Origin of the sequence: Nocardia sp. CY15 (genome assembly GCF_009829295.1) — a bacterium.
In the GTDB taxonomy this organism is placed as follows: Bacteria; Actinomycetota; Actinomycetes; order Mycobacteriales; family Mycobacteriaceae; genus Nocardia; species Nocardia sputi.
The window spans coordinates 85,868-103,305 of sequence record NZ_VUOT01000020.1; the positions used below are offsets into that span (position 1 = coordinate 85,868).

General features: G+C 70.5%; 17 protein-coding genes and 1 other RNA gene. 8 read left to right on the forward strand and 10 right to left on the reverse strand.

All coding sequences use genetic code 11. The annotated features are described in order from the left end of the window. Nucleotides 1-33: 33 nt before the first annotated feature. From GVY39_RS21270 to GVY39_RS21280, 3 genes are all read right to left on the reverse strand, one after another. Entirely contained in the window at nucleotides 34-3,045 is a 3,012-nt protein-coding gene (locus GVY39_RS21270) for a bifunctional [glutamine synthetase] adenylyltransferase/[glutamine synthetase]-adenylyl-L-tyrosine phosphorylase (RefSeq protein ID WP_159927251.1), read from the reverse strand. 56 nt (nucleotides 3,046-3,101) lie between these two features. After that, nucleotides 3,102-4,439 (reverse strand): glutamine synthetase family protein, encoded by a 1,338-nt coding sequence (locus GVY39_RS21275; protein ID WP_159927253.1) that lies wholly within the window; start codon nucleotides 4,437-4,439, stop codon nucleotides 3,102-3,104. A gap of 161 nt (nucleotides 4,440-4,600) precedes the next feature. Then, nucleotides 4,601-6,145, reverse strand: coding sequence for an alpha/beta hydrolase (locus GVY39_RS21280; protein WP_159927255.1), 1,545 nt, complete (start codon nucleotides 6,143-6,145; stop codon nucleotides 4,601-4,603). A 181-nt stretch (nucleotides 6,146-6,326) separates the two neighbouring features. Between GVY39_RS21280 and panB the strand changes: the two genes are divergently transcribed. The 4 genes from panB to GVY39_RS21300 all read left to right on the forward strand — a co-directional run bounded on the left by panB (nucleotide 6,327) and on the right by GVY39_RS21300 (nucleotide 9,649). Beyond that, on the forward strand, nucleotides 6,327-7,184 hold the full coding sequence (panB, locus tag GVY39_RS21285) for a 3-methyl-2-oxobutanoate hydroxymethyltransferase (RefSeq protein WP_159927388.1): 858 nt from the start codon (nucleotides 6,327-6,329) through the stop codon (nucleotides 7,182-7,184). 164 nt (nucleotides 7,185-7,348) lie between these two features. Further along, complete coding sequence (locus GVY39_RS21290) at nucleotides 7,349-7,798, forward strand: hypothetical protein (protein WP_159927257.1); 450 nt, start codon at nucleotides 7,349-7,351, stop codon at nucleotides 7,796-7,798. A gap of 13 nt (nucleotides 7,799-7,811) precedes the next feature. Beyond that, the gene (gene pip, locus GVY39_RS21295) at nucleotides 7,812-8,774 is read left to right on the forward strand and encodes a prolyl aminopeptidase (protein WP_159927259.1); all 963 of its coding nucleotides are present in this window, start codon (nucleotides 7,812-7,814) and stop codon (nucleotides 8,772-8,774) included. Between the two features lie 11 nt (nucleotides 8,775-8,785). Further along, a complete protein-coding gene (locus GVY39_RS21300) occupies nucleotides 8,786-9,649 on the forward strand; it encodes a CHAD domain-containing protein (RefSeq protein ID WP_236565576.1) in 864 nt (287 codons plus the stop codon). A gap of 13 nt (nucleotides 9,650-9,662) precedes the next feature. On the opposite strand, the gene GVY39_RS21305 is transcribed toward GVY39_RS21300, so the two are convergent. Together GVY39_RS21305 and GVY39_RS21310 are read right to left on the reverse strand one after the other, a co-directional pair. Next, nucleotides 9,663-11,114 (reverse strand): RNB domain-containing ribonuclease, encoded by a 1,452-nt coding sequence (locus GVY39_RS21305; protein ID WP_159927261.1) that lies wholly within the window; start codon nucleotides 11,112-11,114, stop codon nucleotides 9,663-9,665. Between the two features lie 15 nt (nucleotides 11,115-11,129). Continuing rightward, entirely contained in the window at nucleotides 11,130-11,462 is a 333-nt protein-coding gene (locus GVY39_RS21310) for a hypothetical protein (RefSeq protein WP_159927263.1), read from the reverse strand. Between the two features lie 433 nt (nucleotides 11,463-11,895). Between GVY39_RS21310 and GVY39_RS21315 the strand changes: the two genes are divergently transcribed. Further along, nucleotides 11,896-12,267: a hypothetical protein gene (locus tag GVY39_RS21315; protein ID WP_159927265.1), complete on the forward strand. Its 372-nt coding sequence runs from the start codon at nucleotides 11,896-11,898 to the stop codon at nucleotides 12,265-12,267. An 84-nt stretch (nucleotides 12,268-12,351) separates the two neighbouring features. On the opposite strand, the gene rnpB is transcribed toward GVY39_RS21315, so the two are convergent. Then, an RNA gene (rnpB, locus tag GVY39_RS21320) (RNase P RNA component class A) lies at nucleotides 12,352-12,767 on the reverse strand. Between the two features lie 36 nt (nucleotides 12,768-12,803). Here rnpB and GVY39_RS21325 point away from each other — a divergent pair. Further along, complete coding sequence (locus GVY39_RS21325) at nucleotides 12,804-13,691, forward strand: alpha/beta hydrolase (protein WP_159927267.1); 888 nt, start codon at nucleotides 12,804-12,806, stop codon at nucleotides 13,689-13,691. Nucleotides 13,692-13,804: 113 nt separating this feature from the next. Next, entirely contained in the window at nucleotides 13,805-14,266 is a 462-nt protein-coding gene (locus tag GVY39_RS21330) for a GNAT family N-acetyltransferase (protein WP_159927269.1), read from the forward strand. Between the two features lie 6 nt (nucleotides 14,267-14,272). Here GVY39_RS21330 and GVY39_RS21335 read toward each other — a convergent pair whose 3' ends face one another. From GVY39_RS21335 to GVY39_RS21350, 4 genes are all read right to left on the reverse strand, one after another. After that, nucleotides 14,273-15,115, reverse strand: a complete 843-nt coding sequence (locus tag GVY39_RS21335) for a hypothetical protein (protein ID WP_159927271.1) — start codon at nucleotides 15,113-15,115, stop codon at nucleotides 14,273-14,275. A gap of 67 nt (nucleotides 15,116-15,182) precedes the next feature. Next, nucleotides 15,183-15,698 (reverse strand): GNAT family N-acetyltransferase, encoded by a 516-nt coding sequence (locus GVY39_RS21340; protein ID WP_159927273.1) that lies wholly within the window; start codon nucleotides 15,696-15,698, stop codon nucleotides 15,183-15,185. 10 nt (nucleotides 15,699-15,708) lie between these two features. Further along, entirely contained in the window at nucleotides 15,709-16,074 is a 366-nt protein-coding gene (locus tag GVY39_RS21345; RefSeq protein ID WP_236565577.1) for an SgcJ/EcaC family oxidoreductase, read from the reverse strand. Continuing rightward, on the reverse strand, nucleotides 16,071-16,487 hold the full coding sequence (locus GVY39_RS21350; RefSeq protein ID WP_159927275.1) for a hypothetical protein: 417 nt from the start codon (nucleotides 16,485-16,487) through the stop codon (nucleotides 16,071-16,073). The genes GVY39_RS21345 and GVY39_RS21350 overlap by 4 nt, the downstream gene beginning before the upstream one ends. A 156-nt stretch (nucleotides 16,488-16,643) precedes the next feature. Between GVY39_RS21350 and GVY39_RS21355 the strand changes: the two genes are divergently transcribed. Next, entirely contained in the window at nucleotides 16,644-17,432 is a 789-nt protein-coding gene (locus tag GVY39_RS21355) for a helix-turn-helix domain-containing protein (protein ID WP_240679469.1), read from the forward strand. The last annotated feature ends 6 nt before the right edge of the window (nucleotides 17,433-17,438 follow it).

A 17,438-nucleotide genomic window follows, 5' to 3' on the forward strand; every position in this document is an offset into this window, starting at 1 on the left:
GCGCGGAGAGCGGCGAATCGCTACGGCACAGCCTCAGGCGCCGAAGACTCGTTCGACGACGGCTTTGGCGCGCCGCGTGACGCGCATGTAGTGGTCGAGGAATTCGCTCCCGTCGTCGTTGGGCCAGCCCGCGACGCGCGCCACAGCGGACAGGAGCCGGCCCGGCCCGGGGAGCTGGTCGGTGGGCTTGCCGCGCACCAGGACCAAGGCGTTGCGCGCGTTGGTCGCGGTCAGCCAGGCGTCGCGCAACAGCGCCACATCCTGCGCGTCCAGCAGTTCGGTCTGCTCGATCACGTCCAGCGCTTCCAAGGTGGAGGTGTTGTGCAGGCCGGGCACCTCGTGGGCGTGCCGCAGCTGCATCAGCTGGACCGTCCACTCGATGTCGGCCAGGCCGCCGCGCCCCAGTTTGGTGTGCGTGGCCGGGTCGGCGCCGCGGGGCAGCCGCTCCGCGTCCACCCTTGCCTTGATCCGCCGGATCTCGCGCACCGCCTCGGCCGACACCCCGCCCTCCGGGTACCGCACCTTATCGATGACGTGCAGGAAGCGCACCCCGAGTTCCTGGTCACCGGCCACCTGGTTGGCGCGCAGCAGCGCCTGCACCTCCCAGGGTTGCGCCCACTGCTCGTAGTACGCGGCATAGGCGGCCAGCGTGCGAACGAGCGAGCCGTTGCGACCCTCCGGGCGCAGCCCGGCGTCGACGTGCAGCGGCGGGTCCGTACTCGGCGCCCCGAGCAACTGCTGTACCCGGTCGGCCACCCCGATGGCCCATTTGACGGCCTTGGTCTCGTCGGCGCCCGGCCGTGGGTCGCACACGAACAGCACGTCCGCGTCGGAGCCGTAGCCGAGTTCCATGCCACCGAGCCGGCCCATGCCGATCACCGCGATGTCGGCGGGCGCGGGCTCGCCCCGCTCGGCCTCACTCGCCCGGATCACCGCGCGTAACGACGCTTCCAGTACCGCCACCCACACCGACGACAGCGCCCGGCACACCTGCGGCACTTCGAGCATGCCGAGCAGATCGGCCGACGCCACCCGCGCCAGTTCGTGCCTGCGCAACGAACGCGCCGCGGCCACAGCGCGTTTCGAGTCCTCGTACCGAGCGGCGGCGGTGAGGATGCCGCGGGCCACCTCGTCGGGCTGCGGACCGAGCAGCAGCGGGCCGCCGGGCCCGTCGGCGTACATCCGGATCGTTTCCGGCGCGTTGATGAGCAGGTCGGGCAGATACTCCGAGGAGCCGAGCACGATCATCAGCCGCTGCGCGATCGCCCCCTCGTCGCGCAGTTCGCGCAGGAACCAGATCTGGTCGGCCAGGCCCTCCGACACCCGGCGGTAGGCCAGCAGGCCCGCATCGGGATTCGGCGTGTCGCCCAGCCATTCGAGCAGCGTCGGCAACAGCAGGGCTTGGATGCGGCCTTTGCGGGACACGCCGCCGGTCAGGGCCTTCAGGTGGCCGAGGGCGTGTTCGGGCGCCGCGTAACCGAGGGCCGCCAACTGCCGGATCGCGGCCTCGGGGCTCAGGCGCAGCGCATCGGGATCCAGGCGCACCACCGAGTCCAGCAGCGGCCGGTAGAACAACTTGGCGTGCAACCGCCGCACGCGCACCGCGTTCCGGCGGATCTCGCTGCCCAGCACACCCACCGCGTCCTGCCTGCCGTCGGGCCGGATATGGGCGGCGCGCGCCAGCCAGCGCATGCCCTCCTCGTCGTCGTCGGCGGGCAGCGTGTGAGTGCGACGCAGCCGCTGGAGTTGCAGCCGGTGTTCCAGCAGACGCAGGAACTCGTAGGACGCGGTGAGATTGGCCGCGTCGTCGCGACCCACGTACCCGCCCGCGGCCAGCGCGGTCAGCGCCTCGACGGTGCCCTGCACGTGCAACGTGTCGTCCACCCGCCCGTGCACCAACTGCAGCAGTTGCACGGCGAACTCGACATCCCGCAGGCTGCCGTGCCCGAGCTTCAACTCGCGTTCGCGCAGATCGGCGGGCACCAGATCCTCCACCCGGCGGCGCATCGCCTGGACGTCGGCGACGAAGTCGGGACGCTCCGAGGCCGACCAGACCATCGGCATCAGCGCGGCGCGGTACTGCTCGCCGAGCGCGAGATCACCGGTGGCCGGGCGGTTCTTCAACAGCGCTTGGAATTCCCAGGTCCGGGCCCACCGCTTGTAGTAGGCGATATGCGAATCCAGCGTCCGTACCAGCACACCGGCTTTGCCCTCCGGCCGCAGTGCCGCATCCACCTCGAAGAACGCCTGGCTCGCCACGCTCATCATCTCCGCGGCCAAGCGCGTGGCGGTGGCGTCGGCGGGCTCGGCGACGAACACCACGTCGACGTCGCTGACATAGTTCAACTCGCGCGCGCCGCACTTGCCCATCGCGATCACGCCCAACCGCACCGGCACCGGCTCGTCCTTGCAGACCCGCGCCACCGCGACGGCCAGCGCCGCGGTCAGGGCGGCATCGGCCAGGTCGGTGAGATGCCTGCCGACCACCTGGTACGGCAACACCGGCTCGTTCTCCACCGTGGCCGCCAGATCCAGCGCGGCCAGCAGCATCAGCTGGTCGCGGTACCTCTTGCGCAGCGACGCCACCACAGCGGGCTCGGAGATGCCGGCCCGGTAGAGCATCGGGGCCGCGTTCGGGCCTTGCTCGGGTTGCGCCTCGACCACCGTGAGCAGATCGGCGATCAGCTCGTCGCGGCCGGGCAACTCCTTGCGGCGCAGGACTTCCCAGGCGGACGGCGCGGCGACGAGGTGATCGCCCAACGCGCTGGAGGAGCCCAGCAGCGCGAACAGCCTGCCGCGCAGCGACGTATCCGTGCGGATCGCCGAATCGATGGCGTCCCAGCCGCTTCCGCTGCTCTCCCGCAGCCGCATGAGCGTGCTCAACGCGAGGTCGGCGTCCGGCGCGCGGGACAGCGCCCACAGCACGGGGATGCTCTCGACGTTGTCCCAGCCCAGTTCGCGCAGCGACGCGGCGGCGGAGGGCTCGAGCAATCCGAGCCGACCGACACCGGGGACAGCGGAGCGGGCAGACGGGGGCCGGACCATGGTTCTCAAATTACAGGGCGGAGCGCGCGCGCACGCCGACCCGGCGTCCCTCCGGCTTACAGCCCCAGGTATTCCTTCAGCTCGAACGGCGTGACCTGGCTGCGGTAGTCCGCCCATTCCCGGCGCTTGTTGCGCAGAAAGAAGTCGAACACGTGCTCGCCGAGGGTCTCGGCGACCAGTTCGGAGCGCTCCATCGCCTGCAGCGCCTCGTCCAGGGTGCCCGGCAGCTCGCGGAAGCCCATCGCGCGACGCTCGGCCACGGTCAGCGACCACACGTCGTCCTCGGCCTCCGGCGGCAGCGTGTAGCCCTTCTCGATGCCCCGCAAACCGGCCGCGAGCAGCACGGCGAAGGTCAGGTAGGGATTGCACGCGGAATCTGGGCTGCGGATCTCGACGCGGCGCGAGGACGACTTGTTCGGCGTGTACATCGGCACGCGCACCAAGGCGGAGCGGTTGGAACGGCCCCACGAGGCCGCGGTGGGCGCCTCGCCGCCGTGGATGAGGCGCTTGTAGGAGTTCACCCACTGGTTGGTGACCGCGCTGATCTCCGGGGCGTGCTCGAGGATGCCCGCGATGAACGCCCGCGCCGTCTCCGACAGGTTCATCGGGTCGTCGGGATCGTGGAAGGCGTTGGTCTCGCCCTCGAACAGGCTCATGTGCGTGTGCATCGCCGAGCCCGGGTACTCGGCGAACGGCTTGGGCATGAACGTCGCGCGCACGCCCTCGTCGATGGCCACTTCCTTGATCAGGTAGCGGAAGGTCATCACGTTGTCGGCCATGGACAGCGCGTCGGCGTAGCGCAGGTCGATCTCCTGCTGGCCCGGAGCGCCCTCGTGGTGGCTGAACTCCACGGAGATGCCCATGGACTCCAGCGCGTCGATGGCGTGGCGGCGGAAGTTCGGCGCCGAGTCGTGCACGGCCTGGTCGAAGAAGCCGCCGCTGTCGGCGGGGACCGGCACGCCGCCCTGCGGACCGTTCTCCAGCAGGAAGAACTCGATCTCGGGGTGCACGTAGCAGCTGAAGCCGACGTCGCCCGCCTTGTTGAGCTGGCGGCGCAGCACGTGGCGCGGGTCGGCCCAGGACGGCGAACCGTCCGGCATGGTGATGTCGCAGAACATGCGCGCGGAGTGCTGGTGGCCCTTGCTGGTGGCCCACGGCAGCACCTGGAAGGTCGACGGATCCGGCCGGGCGACCATATCGGCCTCCGAGACGCGGGCGAAGCCCTCGATGGCCGAGCCGTCGAAACCGATACCCTCCTCGAAGGCGCCCTCCAGCTCGGCGGGTGCGATCGCGACGGACTTCAGATAACCCAAGACGTCGGTGAACCAGAGACGTACGAAGCGGATGTCCCGCTCTTCGAGCGTCCGCAGCACGAATTCCTTCTGGCGATCCATGCCCGCGAGCGTAAGCACCTGGCGTTAAATCTGTGTTACATACACGCTTAAGATTGCTGACCTGGATGTTTTCGGAAGACTCCGCACAGTCGAATCGTCCGGTTTGTGAGCTTTTGCCCCGGTGTGCAACGACGGCGCCGCCGGTCGGCAACCGAGCCGCCTCAGCAGGTGAGGCCCGGAGCGGGTTCGGTCAGGTCGACCAGATAGGCGATGACCGCGTCGTCCACACAGGACACGCCGCCCGCCAGCGCCACAGTGTGCCGGTTGCCCTGGTAGGTGATCAAGGCGGCGCCCAGTTGCCCGGCCAGGTCCACTCCGGCCTGGTACGGCGTCGCCGGGTCCTCGGTCGTGGACACCACCACCGTCTTCGGCAGACCGGTCACGGAGATGCGGTGCGGCTCGCTGGTGTTCGGTACCGGCCAGGCGGTGCACAGTTCCAGCGGCGCGGCGCCGGTGCCCCGACGGTCGTCCAGGAACGGCGCGGCCTTGCGGTATTCCGCGTCCTGGCGCGCGGTGACCTCGCGGTCGGCGATACGCGGATCGTCCACGCAGCGGATCGCGTTGAACGCGTCGGTGGTGTTGGAGTAGCTGCCGTCGTCGCGGCGGCCGTCGTACAGATCGGCCAGCGCGAGCAACGTGTCACCGCGCCCGTCGCGCAGCTCGGACAACCCGAGCGTGAGTACTTTCCACAGCTCGTCGGTATAGAGCGCCTGGCGCACGCCGGTGAGCGCGTCACCGTAGCTCAGTCCGCGCGGATCGGTGGTGGGCAGCGGCTTGTCCCACAGCGGGTCCACCAGCGCGCGGAAACGCGGCACCGCCTGCGCCGGATCGGTGCCCAACGGGCAGTCCGGCTGCTGGGCGCAGTCCGCGGCGTAGGCGTCGAACACCTTCTGGAAGCCCGCCGCCTGGCGCAACGACTCCTGCACCGGATCCTGCGAAGAGTCGACGGCGCCGTCGAGCACCATGGCGCGCACGTGCGCCGGGAACTTCTCCGCGTACGCCGACCCGATCTTGGTTCCGTAGGAGTACCCGACATAGGTCAGCTGCGCGTCACCCAGCGCGGCGCGCATCACGTCGAGGTCCTGCACCACTTCGCGGGTACCGACGTGGGCGAGGAAATCCTTCCCGGTCCGCTCGGCGCAGCGGTCGGCGTACCGGCGGTTGTCGGCCTCGGCGTCGGCGATGCCTTCGGGGGTGTAGTCCTCCTGCGGCTCGGCACGCTCGGCGTCCTGCTCCTGCGGGGTCTGGCAGACGATCACCGGAATGGAGGAGCCGACGCCGCGCGGGTCGAAGCCGACCCGGTCGAAACGCTCGGCCAACGCCGTCTTGTTGCCGAGTGAGGACATGCCCAGACCGGACTCGCCCGGCCCGCCCGGGTTCATCACCAGCGAACCGATGCGCCGCCCGGTGGCCTGGATCCGGGACACCGCGATCTGCGCGGTGGGCCCCTCGGGCGCCGCGTAGTCCACCGGCACCGTGACCCGCGCGCACTCCGTGCTGGGCGGGAACCGGTCATCCGGCCCGCCGAATCCGGTGCAGTCGCCCCACTGCACCCGCTGGTCGTAGAACTTCTCCAGCCCGGTGGGCGGCGTCGGCATCGGCTGCCCCGATTCGGTGCGGGTGACGGCGCACCCCGAGATCAGCACAGCGGCCGAGGCCAGCACCGCCACCACCAGCGCACCGCGCCCACTCCGCACCGTCGACATGCTGACGATATTGCCATCGGGCAGACGTGGGCGCCGCGCCGGGCGACCCAGTCGGCGCTGTGACCAATTGCACCGGTCATCGGCCTTAATCCGCCCGGGTGGCGGGTGGCACACTGAAATTCGTCAGACAATCCCGGGGACCCGGACGGGCCCCGAGGCGACACAGACGAAAGGGACGATGATGTCCGTATCCGATTCGGAAACCCCTGCCTACGGTGCGGCGCCCGCCGAGCCCGAGAAGGTCGTCCGCAAGACCCGGGTGCACCACCTGCGGCAGATGAAGGCCGACGGCGAGCGCTGGGCGATGCTGACCGCCTACGACTACTCCTCGGCGCGGCTGTTCGAACAGGCAGGCATTCCCGTGCTGCTGGTCGGCGACTCCGCGGCCAACGTGGTGTACGGCTACGACACCACCGTGCCCATCACGGTGGACGAGCTCATCCCGCTGGTGCGCGGCGTGGTGCGCGGCGCGCCGCACGCGCTGGTCGTTGCCGACCTGCCATTCGGCACCTACGAGTCCTCCCCGCAGCAGGCGCTGGCCACCGCCACCCGGTTCATGAAGGAGGGCGGTGCGCACGCGGTCAAGCTGGAGGGCGGCGAGCGGGTCGCCGAGCAGATCGCGGTGATCACCGCGGCGGGCATCCCGGTCATGGCGCACATCGGCTTCACTCCGCAGAGCGTGAACACCCTCGGCGGATTCCGGGTGCAAGGCCGCGGCGACGGCGCCGAGCAGCTGATCGCCGACGCCATCGCGGTTCAGGAGGCGGGCGCGTTCGCCGTGGTCATGGAGATGGTGCCCGCCGAGCTGGCCGGTCAGGTCACCCGCAAGCTGACCATTCCGACCGTCGGCATCGGCGCAGGCGCGGACACCGACGCGCAGGTGCTGGTCTGGCAGGACATGGCGGGCTACACCAGCGGCAAGACCGCGAAGTTCGTCAAGCGCTTCGGCAACGTCGGTGACGAATTGCGCGCCGCCGCCGCGGCTTATGCCGACGAAGTGCGCCGGGGCACCTTCCCGGGCCCGGAACACAGCTTCTGACCCCAGTTCCAGGAAGACGACCGGCTGGGCGGCGCGCGCTCGTCGCGCCGCTCGGCCGATCGGTATCTCAGCGGCTCTTCCCAGCGGAAACGGCCGGTTCGGGCCGGTGGGCGAAATCAATGGCAGACTCGATGCCGACAATGCCGACACGACCAGAGGTACCGATGCCGTACAGCCGTTGGATTTCACGCAGCACCCTGCTGGTGGCAGGCGTTCTCGCCGCCGCGGCGTTGACCGCTTGCGGCAGCGAGTCGGGCCCGGCCCCCACCGGCAGCTCGAGTTCGACCACGGCCTCGGCCACCGCCGCGCCGGGCACGACCTCCGGCAGCGGCACGCCGGCGAGCCCGGAGATCTCCGACGCGGCCGCGGCCCAGCTGTGCGACATGATGCGGCCGGAACTGACCAACTGGCGTATCCAGGGCGGCACCCTGGGCAAGATCGGGCTGAACGCGCTGGTGCACGAGTGGGCGCTGCGCAACGGCGGCATCAACGCCGCGGTGCTGTCGGACAAGCCGATCGTCGACCGCGCCACCACCAAGAGCTGCCCGGACGTGCGTCAGCAGGCCGTGGAGGCGCTCGGCATCCCGGATCTGGCCTCCGGTCTGGCTTTCTGAGCCGGGCCGCCCTATGCGCACCCGTTACCCCGCGATCGAGCCTTATGTCTCCGGCATGCTGGCGGTCGGCGACGGCCAGTCGGTGTATTGGGAAGTCAGCGGGAATCCGGACGGCAAGCCGGTGGTGTTCCTGCACGGCGGACCCGGCGGCGCCACCGCGCCGTTCCATCGGGAGTTCTTCGATCCGGCCGCCTACCGGATCGTGCTGTTGGACCAGCGTGGTTGCGGCCGCTCCACCCCGCACCTGGCCGACGGGGCGAGTCTGGAGCACAACACCACCTGGCGCCTGATCTCCGACATCGAGACGTTGCGCGAGCACCTGGGTATCGAACGCTGGCAGGTGTTCGGCGGCTCCTGGGGTTCCACGCTCGCGCTGGCCTACGCGCAGCGCCACCCCGAACGGGTGACCGAATTGGTGCTGCGTGGCATCTTCCTGTTGCGCCGCAAGGAAATCGACTGGTATTACAACGGCGCCGCAGGTTACGTCTATCCGGACGAGTGGGAAAAGTTCCTCGCACCGGTGCCCGAGGACGAACGCGACCAGGACCTGGTCGAGGTCTATCACCGCCTGCTGCATTCGCCCGACGAACACCTCGCCCGCACGGCCGCGATCGCCTGGTCCACGTGGGAGAGCGCGACGAGTTCGCTGCTGCCGCGAGCGGATCGGGTGGCCGAAGCGGCCGAGCCCCGCTTCGCGCTGGCCTTCGCCAGAATAGAGAACCATTACTTCCGCCACGCGGGATTCCTCGACGAGGGACAGCTGCTGCGCGACATCGGGACCATCGCGCACCTCCCCGCCGTGATCGTGCAGGGCCGCCACGACATCGTCTGCCCGGCGGTCAGCGCATGGGAATTGCATCGCGCCTGGCCCGGTTCGGTCCTGCACATCGTCGACGACGCGGGCCACGCGGCGAGCGAGCCCGGCATCACCCATCACTTGGTGGAAGCGACCGACCGATTCGCGAAAGCGCGGTGAGCATGGTGACCATGGCTGGGGAAGCACTCATCGGCGCTTTGCGCGACGACGTCGACCGCCTGCTGGCCGCCGAGCCGGAAGTCCGCGCGGACGCACCGGATTCGGTCCATCAGATGCGGGTGGCCACCCGGCGGCTGCGCAGCGTGCTGCAGTCCTACGGCAAGTTGCTCGTCAAGAAACCGGCCGCCACGATGGGAGCGGAACTGAAGTGGCTGGCCGGATTGCTCGGCGAGGCGCGGGACGCCGAGGTGCGCGCCGATCGATTCGCCGCACTGCTGGCCGAGCACGCCGAGCGGGCCCGCCGAGCCGACATCGACGCCGTCACCGCGCGCTTGGTGGACGCCGAGCGGGAACGCTACCGCGCGGCGCACGACGAGGTCTTGGCCGCTCTGGACGGCGCGCGCTACCGCGAGTTGCGCGAAGAGCTGTCCGGGTGGCGCACCGATCCGCCGCTGCGTCACTCCCGCGCCGAGACATCCGCCACGGACGTCTTCGAGGAAGTGCTGCGGCGCGATCTCGACCGGCTGCAGTCCCTCGTCCGCGCCGAGCCTACCGTCGACCCGCACGAACGGGTCGAGGTACTGCACGAGATCCGCAAGAGTGCCAAGCGTTTACGGTATTCGTGCGAGGCCGCGGAACAGGTGCTCGGCGACGATGCCGCCGAGCGCGGCCGCCACGCGAAGAAGCTTCAGACCGTGCTCGGCGATCACCGGGACGCGGTGGAGTCGCACGAGGCGATCCTCCACCGGGCAGCCGAGGCCGCCGCGTCGGGTGAGGACGCCGGGCTCTACGAGATTCTCGCGGCCGCGGAGGACGTGGCGGCCGGTCGTGAGCTGAGCCGCTATCCGGCCACGGCGGCGGCGCTGTTCGGATAGGTCCCGCTGCCGTTCACGCGGGGTATGCGAAGGCTACTTTCCGCTCCCTGGGGTCTGCCGACACCAACCGCACCCGCACCGTCTCCCCTTCCGGTGGTTCGCCCACGCACGGCCCGAGCACCGGCGGGTTGGCGATGAAGACCACGGCAGGCCGGTTGCCGTTGGCCTCGCGCAGCACCACGGCGTCGAACTGCGCGCCGATGCGCCGCGCCAGCAGGGTCGACTCGGTCAGGTCGATGCAGGCGCGCTCGATCTTGCTCGCGACGCCGTCGCTGCGCCGCATGGCGTCGGCCGCGCTCGCCAGCCCTTCCCGCACCCAGCGCGGCACCTCGGCGCCCGCGCATCGAGCCAGGCAGATCTCGGTCGCGAACCGGTCCGACAGCCGCCGCAGCGGTGCGGTGACGTGCGCGTACGGAGCGCCGATCGCACTGTGCCGCAGCGCGTCCGGCGCGGGCGGCTCTGCCGCGACGCCGTCGACGATGGTGTAGGAGGCGCCGCGCAGCAGGGTTGTCGCCTCGGACATCAGCACCAGCGCCGCTGGTGTGCGGGTGTCCAGCCGGGCCAGCATCCGCCCGACCGCTTCGCCCGCGGGCCAGGCCACGCCCAGCGCCTGCGCGGTCCGGCGCATCGAATCGATCGCGGATCCGGATGGGGGCGGCATGGTGCGCAGCAGCGCGACCCGCTCCTGGGCGGGCGCGTCAGAGTCCAGCATGATCCGCGCCGCGCACATGCCGGTCAGCAGCGAGACCTGCTCGTTCCAGTCGTCGGCGGCGGTACGCGGTTCCACCACCAGCCGCCAGTGCCCGTGGGCGCGCTCGTCCTTGACGACGGTCTGCGCGGGCAACCGCAACCCGATCGCGCCGCGCGCCACCCCCGCCTGGATGCGCCGCGCGCCGAATTCCGGCAGGGCCGCGATCGAGGGATGCAGCCGACCGGCCTCCGCGTCGGCCTGCACCTGGACGTAGTCGAGCCGGGCCCGCGAGCGCACCAGAGCACGGATCACCGAGTAGTGCACCGGTTCGGCTTGCTCGTCGAGTTCGATGGTCCACAGCGCGGCCGGACGCGTCCGCTCGGGAAGCAGGCTCGCCGACCCCTCCGACAGGGCGGGCGGGTGCAGCGGCACGGTGCCGTCGGGAAGATAGAAGGTCTGGCCCCTGGCGCCGGACTCTTCGGCCAGCGCGCCGTCGGGGGCGATCACGGCGCCCACGTCGGCGATCGCGTAGTGCACGGTGAAGCCGCCGGGGGTGCGTTCGATATGCAGGGCTTGATCCAGGTCCATGGCCCCGGGCGGGTCGATCGTCACGAACGGGATGTCCGTGCGATCGACGCGGTCGCCCGCGAACGCGTCCACCGCGTCGCGGGCCTCCGCACTGGCCTCGGCGGGATACGCCGAGGCCAGACCGAACTCCGACCGTATGGCACCGAAATCGACGGGCGCCGAGACGATCCGCTGGTGGAGTTCCACGCTGAGGCGCCGGTACTACTGGAGCGCCAGCATGGTGCCGTTCAACTGGTCGAACGGACCGTAGACGGTGAAGGTGACCCGGCCACCCGGCACCGAGGACGACACCTCGGCCGCGGCGTCCAGCGCCTGACCGAACGAGGCGGCGGACGGATGGGGCAGCCCGGCGATGGCCAGGCCCACATTGTTCTGGTGCACGAATACCGTGTCGGCGGGACTGAGGTCGACCTGGACCCCGCCCTGCAGCGGAGTCACCGCGACAGCGCCGGCGGAACCCGCACCCAGCACCGCGAAAACCGAAGCGGCGCCTGCGACCAATGCGCCGGCGACCATGGAGCGAACTACTCGCATATGTCTCGAGACCTGCTTTCCCGCGATCGAAGTATGAATCGCCCGATGCTGCCCCGCACCGGGCTTTACCAACGGCGACTACTTTATGACGTCGATCACGATCAGGGCCAGTTCCGTACGAATCGGGCACACGGAATTCTCGCCCGACGGCACGAGCACGCCCGCGCTGCTAACGTGGCCCGCCGTGACGGGCGTCGCGTTCGCCCGCGCATTCGGAAATGTCCCGCACGTCGACAATTGGGAGCCCCCTACCTATGTCATCGATTTTGTTCGACTACCTGTTGCCTCTGCTCGGCCCCGAGCAGGCCGCCTACTGGGCTCAGGTTTTCGTCATCAACCCGGTCTGACCGCGCGATTCTTTCTTCACTACTCGTCGCCTCCCGTTCACCTGACGGGAGGCGGCGGTGGTTGTCGGCCGCTAGCATCCCGCTGCGTGACCAGAACTACCGCCGCGATCGCGGCCAGCGCCACCCTCCTCGCCCTGCTCCTCACCGGTTGCGGCGACGACAAGACCAGCAGTGCCACCTCCTCCACCACGACGGCGGCGGCGCAGGCCGCGACCCAGGTCGACAACGTGAAGGCGGGCGCTTTCGTCGTCAGCTTCCGCGGCGCGTTCCCGAAGCTGGCCGACGGCAAGGACGACGCGAAGATCGCGACGATCCTGTCCGAGACGTGCGCGGACCTCGGGGCAGGCAAATCCGAGGACGACGTCGTCGGCAACATCACCAAGCGGGCGGGCGGCGCCACCCAGCCCAGCTCCGAGGAGGCGAAGGCTATTTACCAAATGGCCAAACTCGTGTGCTGACCCGCTCCTGAAGAGGGCGTGCTTCGCACACCCGCTCGATTCCTCGCCAGGGATCGGGCCGGTGTGCGAAGCAGGCCGGGCGGGCGGACGAGTCGGTCTGTAAGCCGGATCCTGTCCCCGGCCGTGTGGCCGGGGGGCGGCCATCCATCTGGGCACTCCGTCGCCGGGTGCCTCGAGCGGTCCACCCGCAGGCTCGGGCGAGCAGCCCTCGAACACCTGCGCAGCCGCACCGCGAGCGGTGCGACCTTCGACCTTGCTCCGGGCGGGGTTTACCTAGCCGCCCCGGTCACCCGGGGCGCTGGTGCGCTCTTACCGCACCGTTTCACCCTCACCGCACGGCCGCGAGGCCGTGGGCGGTCTGTTTTCTGTGGCACTTTCCCGCGGGTCACCCCGGGTTGCCGTTAGCAACCGCCCTGCTCTGTGGAGTCCGGACTTTCCTCGGCACCGGGCGGCGGCACAACCGTGCCCGTTCCCAGCGCCGCGGCCGCCCGACCAACTCGTCCGCGAGAACAGGATACTGGGTACGGTTGGTGGCCATGGAACGTGTCGAGGTCGGCTTCCCATCCGGAAGCGAGCAGTGCGCGGCGTGGCTCTATCGCCCGGACGGCGCACCCAAGCCCCGCCCGCTAGTGGTGATGGGACACGGCCTGGGGGCCAATCGGGAAATGGGACTGGATCGCTACGCGCGGCGTTTCGCGGCCGCGGGAATGGCGGTCCTGGTATTCGACTATCGGCATTTCGGCGCCAGCCAGGGCACGCCCCGCCAATTGCTGAGCATCGCGCGCCAGCGCGCCGACTGGCATGCCGCCATCGCGTACGCGCGCACACTGCGTGGCATCGACGCGACCCGGATCGCGTTGTGGGGCACCTCGTTCGGCGGCGGGCACGTGCTGTCGGTCGCGCCGGACGATGCCTACCTCGCGGCCGTGGTCGCGCAGGTCCCGTTCACCAGCGGCCTGTCCTCGGCGTTGGCCAAGGGACCGATCAGCCTGATCAAGGTGGCCACCATCGCGGCCGCCGACCTGCTGCTCAGCCCGATCCTGCGCAGGCCGGTCCGCATCCGGCTCGCCGGACGCAAGCGTGCCGCGGCGCTGATGAGCGCGCCGGACGTGCCGGACGGCTTCCGTAGGCTGACCGACGAGAGCGAGACCTACGAGCCCAAAGTGGCGGCACGTGTGGCATTCTCCGCATTGTTCGACGCGCCTGGGCGACGCGCGAAGGCGCTCAAGATGCCGGTGCTGTACGCACTGTGCGACGACGATTCCGTGGCTCCGGTGAAATCGGCGCTGCGCGCCGCCGAACGCACCAAGCACGCCGTGGTCAAGCGTTATCCCGCCGGCCATTTCGATATCTACTTCGATGAGGTCTTCGAGAAGACCGTGTACGACCAGACCGAGTTCTTGGTGTCGGTGCTGCGGCCATGAGGCGTTCGCGGCCCGGCCGACAGCCGGCCGCGAATTCGAGAACGTACTGGTGTGCCGGGCAGGTGAAGCGGCTCGAGTCGACGGAGTCGGCCGATGCTGTCACGATGGCCCGGATGATTGTCAGGCTTGCGCGAGAGGACGACCTCGCCGCAATACTCGAACTGGCGGGGCAGGTCGAGCACTGGTTCGGCGCGATGGTCGACGACGCCGGGTTCCGTGCCACGGTGCTGCGGCACGTCCGGCGCGGCACGGCGCTGGTCGCCCGGTCCGCCGGGGCGGAGGTGCTCGGCGGACTCATGTTCGGATCGCACCCGCCGGTCTACCGGGTGCACTGGCTGGTGGTCGCCGAACAGGCCCGTGGGCACGGCATCGGCCGGGCGTTGACCACGGACGCGATCCGCCGGTACGTGCTCGCGCCGGGCACCCTGGAAGCGGTCACTTTCGGGCCCGATCATCCCGGCGCGGTCTCCAGCGGTGCGCGAGCGTTCTACGCGCGCATGGGCTTCCATCCCGCGGAGGACGCGGCTCCCGGGCCGGAGGGCGGCTCCCGGCAGGTCTACCGGCGGCGCGTTTGAGGCAGGTCAGCGGCCACGGAACGCGCGCCAGAGGATGAAGGCGAGGGTGGAGGCCGGTATCGCGGCCAAGATGGGCTTGTCGCGAAGCGTCTCCAGGAGCGTGCGCCCCGGGCGGCTGACCGGTCCTGGGATTCCCGCCGCGCCGCGTTCCGCCGCGGCGGCGGTGTCCGCCTCGATCTGTTCGGCGCGCTCGGCGGCCCGGCGGACGGACTCCGCTATCGGCGCGGCCTGACTGCTGCCGTCCTCGGCCGAGCGCCGCGTGGCGTATTCCGGCTCCGGTGTCCCTACCGCGCCGCCGGTGTCGCCCGACGTCGCGGCCGCGTCCGCCGAAATCGGCGTCGAAGTCACTGTCTCCGGCTCCGGCTCCCCTTCCGCACCAGCGGCACCGAGGGTCTCCACGGCGGCATCCTCCAGGCCCTGCGCCGAAGTCACCGGTTCCGGCTGCCCCGCCGACTCCAGGACAGCGTTCTCCAAGTTTTGCGCCGAAGTCACGGTCTCGGGCTCCGGTTCTCCTGCGGCACCGGCCGCGTCCGCCGAGACCTGCGCCGAAGTGACCGTCTCCCCCGCCGCACCAGCGGTACCCCGTGCCTGCGCGGCGGCGTTCTGCGCCGTGCTCCCCGGCTCGAGCTTCCGTCCTCCGGCAGCGTCAGCGTCACCGCTCGCCTCGGTGGGCGTGTCCGCGGCTCGCGGTGGAACGGCCTGCCGCGGCTTCCGGCTTGTCCGGGCCGCGCCGCCCACACCGGCCGCCGTACCGTTGGACGGCTGCTCGGTACCGCCCGGCCCGCCGGCCGGGACATCGGTGGCACGCTGAGCGCTGGTCTCCTTGTCCGTGGGTTCGCGGTCGTTCATCGCTGTCTCCTGTGTTCGGCGTCGCGGTGAGGACGGACGTCCCGGCTGCCGTCGAGGCCCGGATACCCTACGGATCGGCAGGCAAACCGGGCTTCGGCGGCCGCCATTCCATCTCGAATTCCCATCGGGGATCGCCCGGAGCCACGGGTCCGCTCACCCCGGTGCGGACGAAGCCGTTGCGCAGGTACAGGCGCTCGGCATAGGCATTGTGCTCGGCGAACTCCAAACGGACCACGGCATGACCGCCCACGACCGCCCAGTCGAGCACCGCGCGGACGAGCCGGTCCGACACGCCGGTGCCCCGAGCCCGGGGCGTCACCCACATCGAGATCAGGTCTACGCCACCGCGTTCCCGGTCGGGCATGCCCGCGACGGTACCCACCGCGGCCCCGCCCGCCTCGGCCAGGAACTGCGCCCGATCCGACAGCGCACCCCGCCAGTCGCTTTCGGTCTTTGCCCGCGCTTCGGCCGAGGTGGTGCCGAAGAATTGCGGTGCGTCGGCCAGCGCCTCGAGCCGGATGCGCCGGAACACCGCCCAGTCATCCGGGACGAGCAGTCTGATCTCGGGTGTTGGGAGGCCCATTCGCATTTCTCTACTCGACAGGCGACTTCGTACGCAAAGGATTTCCCCGTTGATCGCCCGGACGCGCGATCCACTCGCCGCGTGGCGGGATCACCATCACCGCCACGTTCGGCGCCGGGAAGCGGACCGCGGTGACCTCGGGCTCGGAAAGCCGGGTGCCTTTCATGAAGCGGTCGAATCCCTCCCGCATCACCTCGACGAGTTCGGCGGCCCCATGGACGAATTCGCCGATCACCGGGACGAAATAGGCGTCAGCCGTGAACGTCGCGGCGAAGGCCGCACCGTCACCGGGCGCCCAGGCCGCGACTCGCGCGGCGAGCAACCGGGCCAGGGGCGGCCTCGTCGGCTCGGCGGGATCGGTGCCGTACACGGTCACCGCCGTTCACCGAGTTCGCGAAGGCCGGCGCATTCCAGGCCGGCGAAGGTGGCGACCGTCGCCGCGCCGATGAGCAGGAAGACGACGCCCAGACCGGTCAGCGCGAGGACGCCCGAGCCCGCCAGCCCGATCATCCCGACCGCGGACAGGGCGTTCACGGCGACCACCGCCCGCGCGTGGCGCGCGCGGATCACCGGGCGCCGGGCGATCGACAGCAGCGCGAGCGCGCCGCCGAGCATGACGACGCCGAACGGAATGCTCCAGCCGATCGGCAGCCCGAGGGGGCCGCGCAACGATCCGGCCCCGGCGAGCAGCACCCCACCGAAGATCCCGGTGCTCCAGCCGTCCACGCGCAGCGCGGAGCGCAGGAACGCGGCGCTACGGCCGGGCCCGGCCAGGGTCGTGGGGGTCATGTCGTACTCCTGTCGGTCGATCCGAGGGCGCCGATCGGCTCCCGGCACCAACCCTGGCGGCCGGAGGTGGGCGTCTCAATGACCTCGCAGGTCATGGCCGCACCGCGCGACGGCTGCTTAGCTGGACGGGTGGCATCGGTTCAGACACCGTCGAGAGTGGGCGCCCTCCTGCGCGAATGGCGGCAACGGCGCAGGTTGAGCCAGCTCGACCTGGCACTCGCGGCGGACACCTCGGCACGTCACCTGTCCTGCGTGGAGACCGGCCGGGCCGCACCCAGCCGCGCGATGGTCCTGCGGCTGTGCGACACACTGGAGGTGCCGCTGCGCGAACGCAACACGCTGCTGGTGGCCGCCGGTTTCGCGCCCGCCTACCGGGAGAGCAGCCTCGACGACGCGCACCTCATCTCGGTGCGGGCCGCGCTGGACACCATGCTGAGCGCGCACGAACCGTACCCGGCGGTGGTCATCGATCGGCTGTGGAACGTCGTGGTGGGCAATGCGGCGATGAGCGTGCTGATGGACGGCGTCCCCGAGCACCTGCGTGCGCCTCGTCCCAACGTGTACCGGCTGGTACTGCACCCGGAGGGGCTCTCGGTCCGGCTGGCCAACCTCGCCCAGGTGCGCGAACTGTTCCTGGAGCGGCTGGCCAGGCAGGTCGCAGCGAGCGGCGACGCGGAGCTGGCGGCGCTGTACGAGGAGGTATCCGGTTATCCCGATCCACCCGAGGCGGATGCCGCGCAGGCGCAAGCGGACGCGCCGCCGAGCCCGTTCGAGGTGCCGATCCGGATCCGCACACCCGCCGGTGAACTGTCCATGTTCAGCACCATGGCCACCTTCGGCGCACCGGCCGACGTCACACTGTCGGAACTGGCCATCGAATTGTTCTACCCCCTCGATGATTTCACCGCGGCCATGCTGCGCGCGGCGGCCGCGGCGAAGTCGTGAGCGGGC

What these genes read in the sequence shown, in the direction of transcription:
- GVY39_RS21350 (WP_159927275.1), bottom strand. Translation starts at nt 16,487, where the DNA reads ATGACCCCCACGACCCTGGCCGGGCCCGGCCGTAGCGCCGCGTTCCTG.
- GVY39_RS21335 (WP_159927271.1), bottom strand. Translation starts at nt 15,115, where the DNA reads ATGAACGACCGCGAACCCACGGACAAGGAGACCAGCGCTCAGCGTGCC.
- GVY39_RS21330 (WP_159927269.1), top strand. Translation starts at nt 13,805, where the DNA reads ATGATTGTCAGGCTTGCGCGAGAGGACGACCTCGCCGCAATACTCGAA.
- GVY39_RS21340 (WP_159927273.1), bottom strand. Translation starts at nt 15,698, where the DNA reads ATGGGCCTCCCAACACCCGAGATCAGACTGCTCGTCCCGGATGACTGG.
- GVY39_RS21300 (WP_236565576.1), top strand. Translation starts at nt 8,786, where the DNA reads ATGGCTGGGGAAGCACTCATCGGCGCTTTGCGCGACGACGTCGACCGC.
- GVY39_RS21275 (WP_159927253.1), bottom strand. Translation starts at nt 4,439, where the DNA reads ATGGATCGCCAGAAGGAATTCGTGCTGCGGACGCTCGAAGAGCGGGAC.
- GVY39_RS21280 (WP_159927255.1), bottom strand. Translation starts at nt 6,145, where the DNA reads ATGTCGACGGTGCGGAGTGGGCGCGGTGCGCTGGTGGTGGCGGTGCTG.
- GVY39_RS21310 (WP_159927263.1), bottom strand. Translation starts at nt 11,462, where the DNA reads ATGCGAGTAGTTCGCTCCATGGTCGCCGGCGCATTGGTCGCAGGCGCC.
- pip (WP_159927259.1), top strand. Translation starts at nt 7,812, where the DNA reads ATGCGCACCCGTTACCCCGCGATCGAGCCTTATGTCTCCGGCATGCTG.
- GVY39_RS21325 (WP_159927267.1), top strand. Translation starts at nt 12,804, where the DNA reads ATGGAACGTGTCGAGGTCGGCTTCCCATCCGGAAGCGAGCAGTGCGCG.
- GVY39_RS21270 (WP_159927251.1), bottom strand. Translation starts at nt 3,045, where the DNA reads ATGGTCCGGCCCCCGTCTGCCCGCTCCGCTGTCCCCGGTGTCGGTCGG.
- panB (WP_159927388.1), top strand. Translation starts at nt 6,327, where the DNA reads ATGTCCGTATCCGATTCGGAAACCCCTGCCTACGGTGCGGCGCCCGCC.
- GVY39_RS21290 (WP_159927257.1), top strand. Translation starts at nt 7,349, where the DNA reads ATGCCGTACAGCCGTTGGATTTCACGCAGCACCCTGCTGGTGGCAGGC.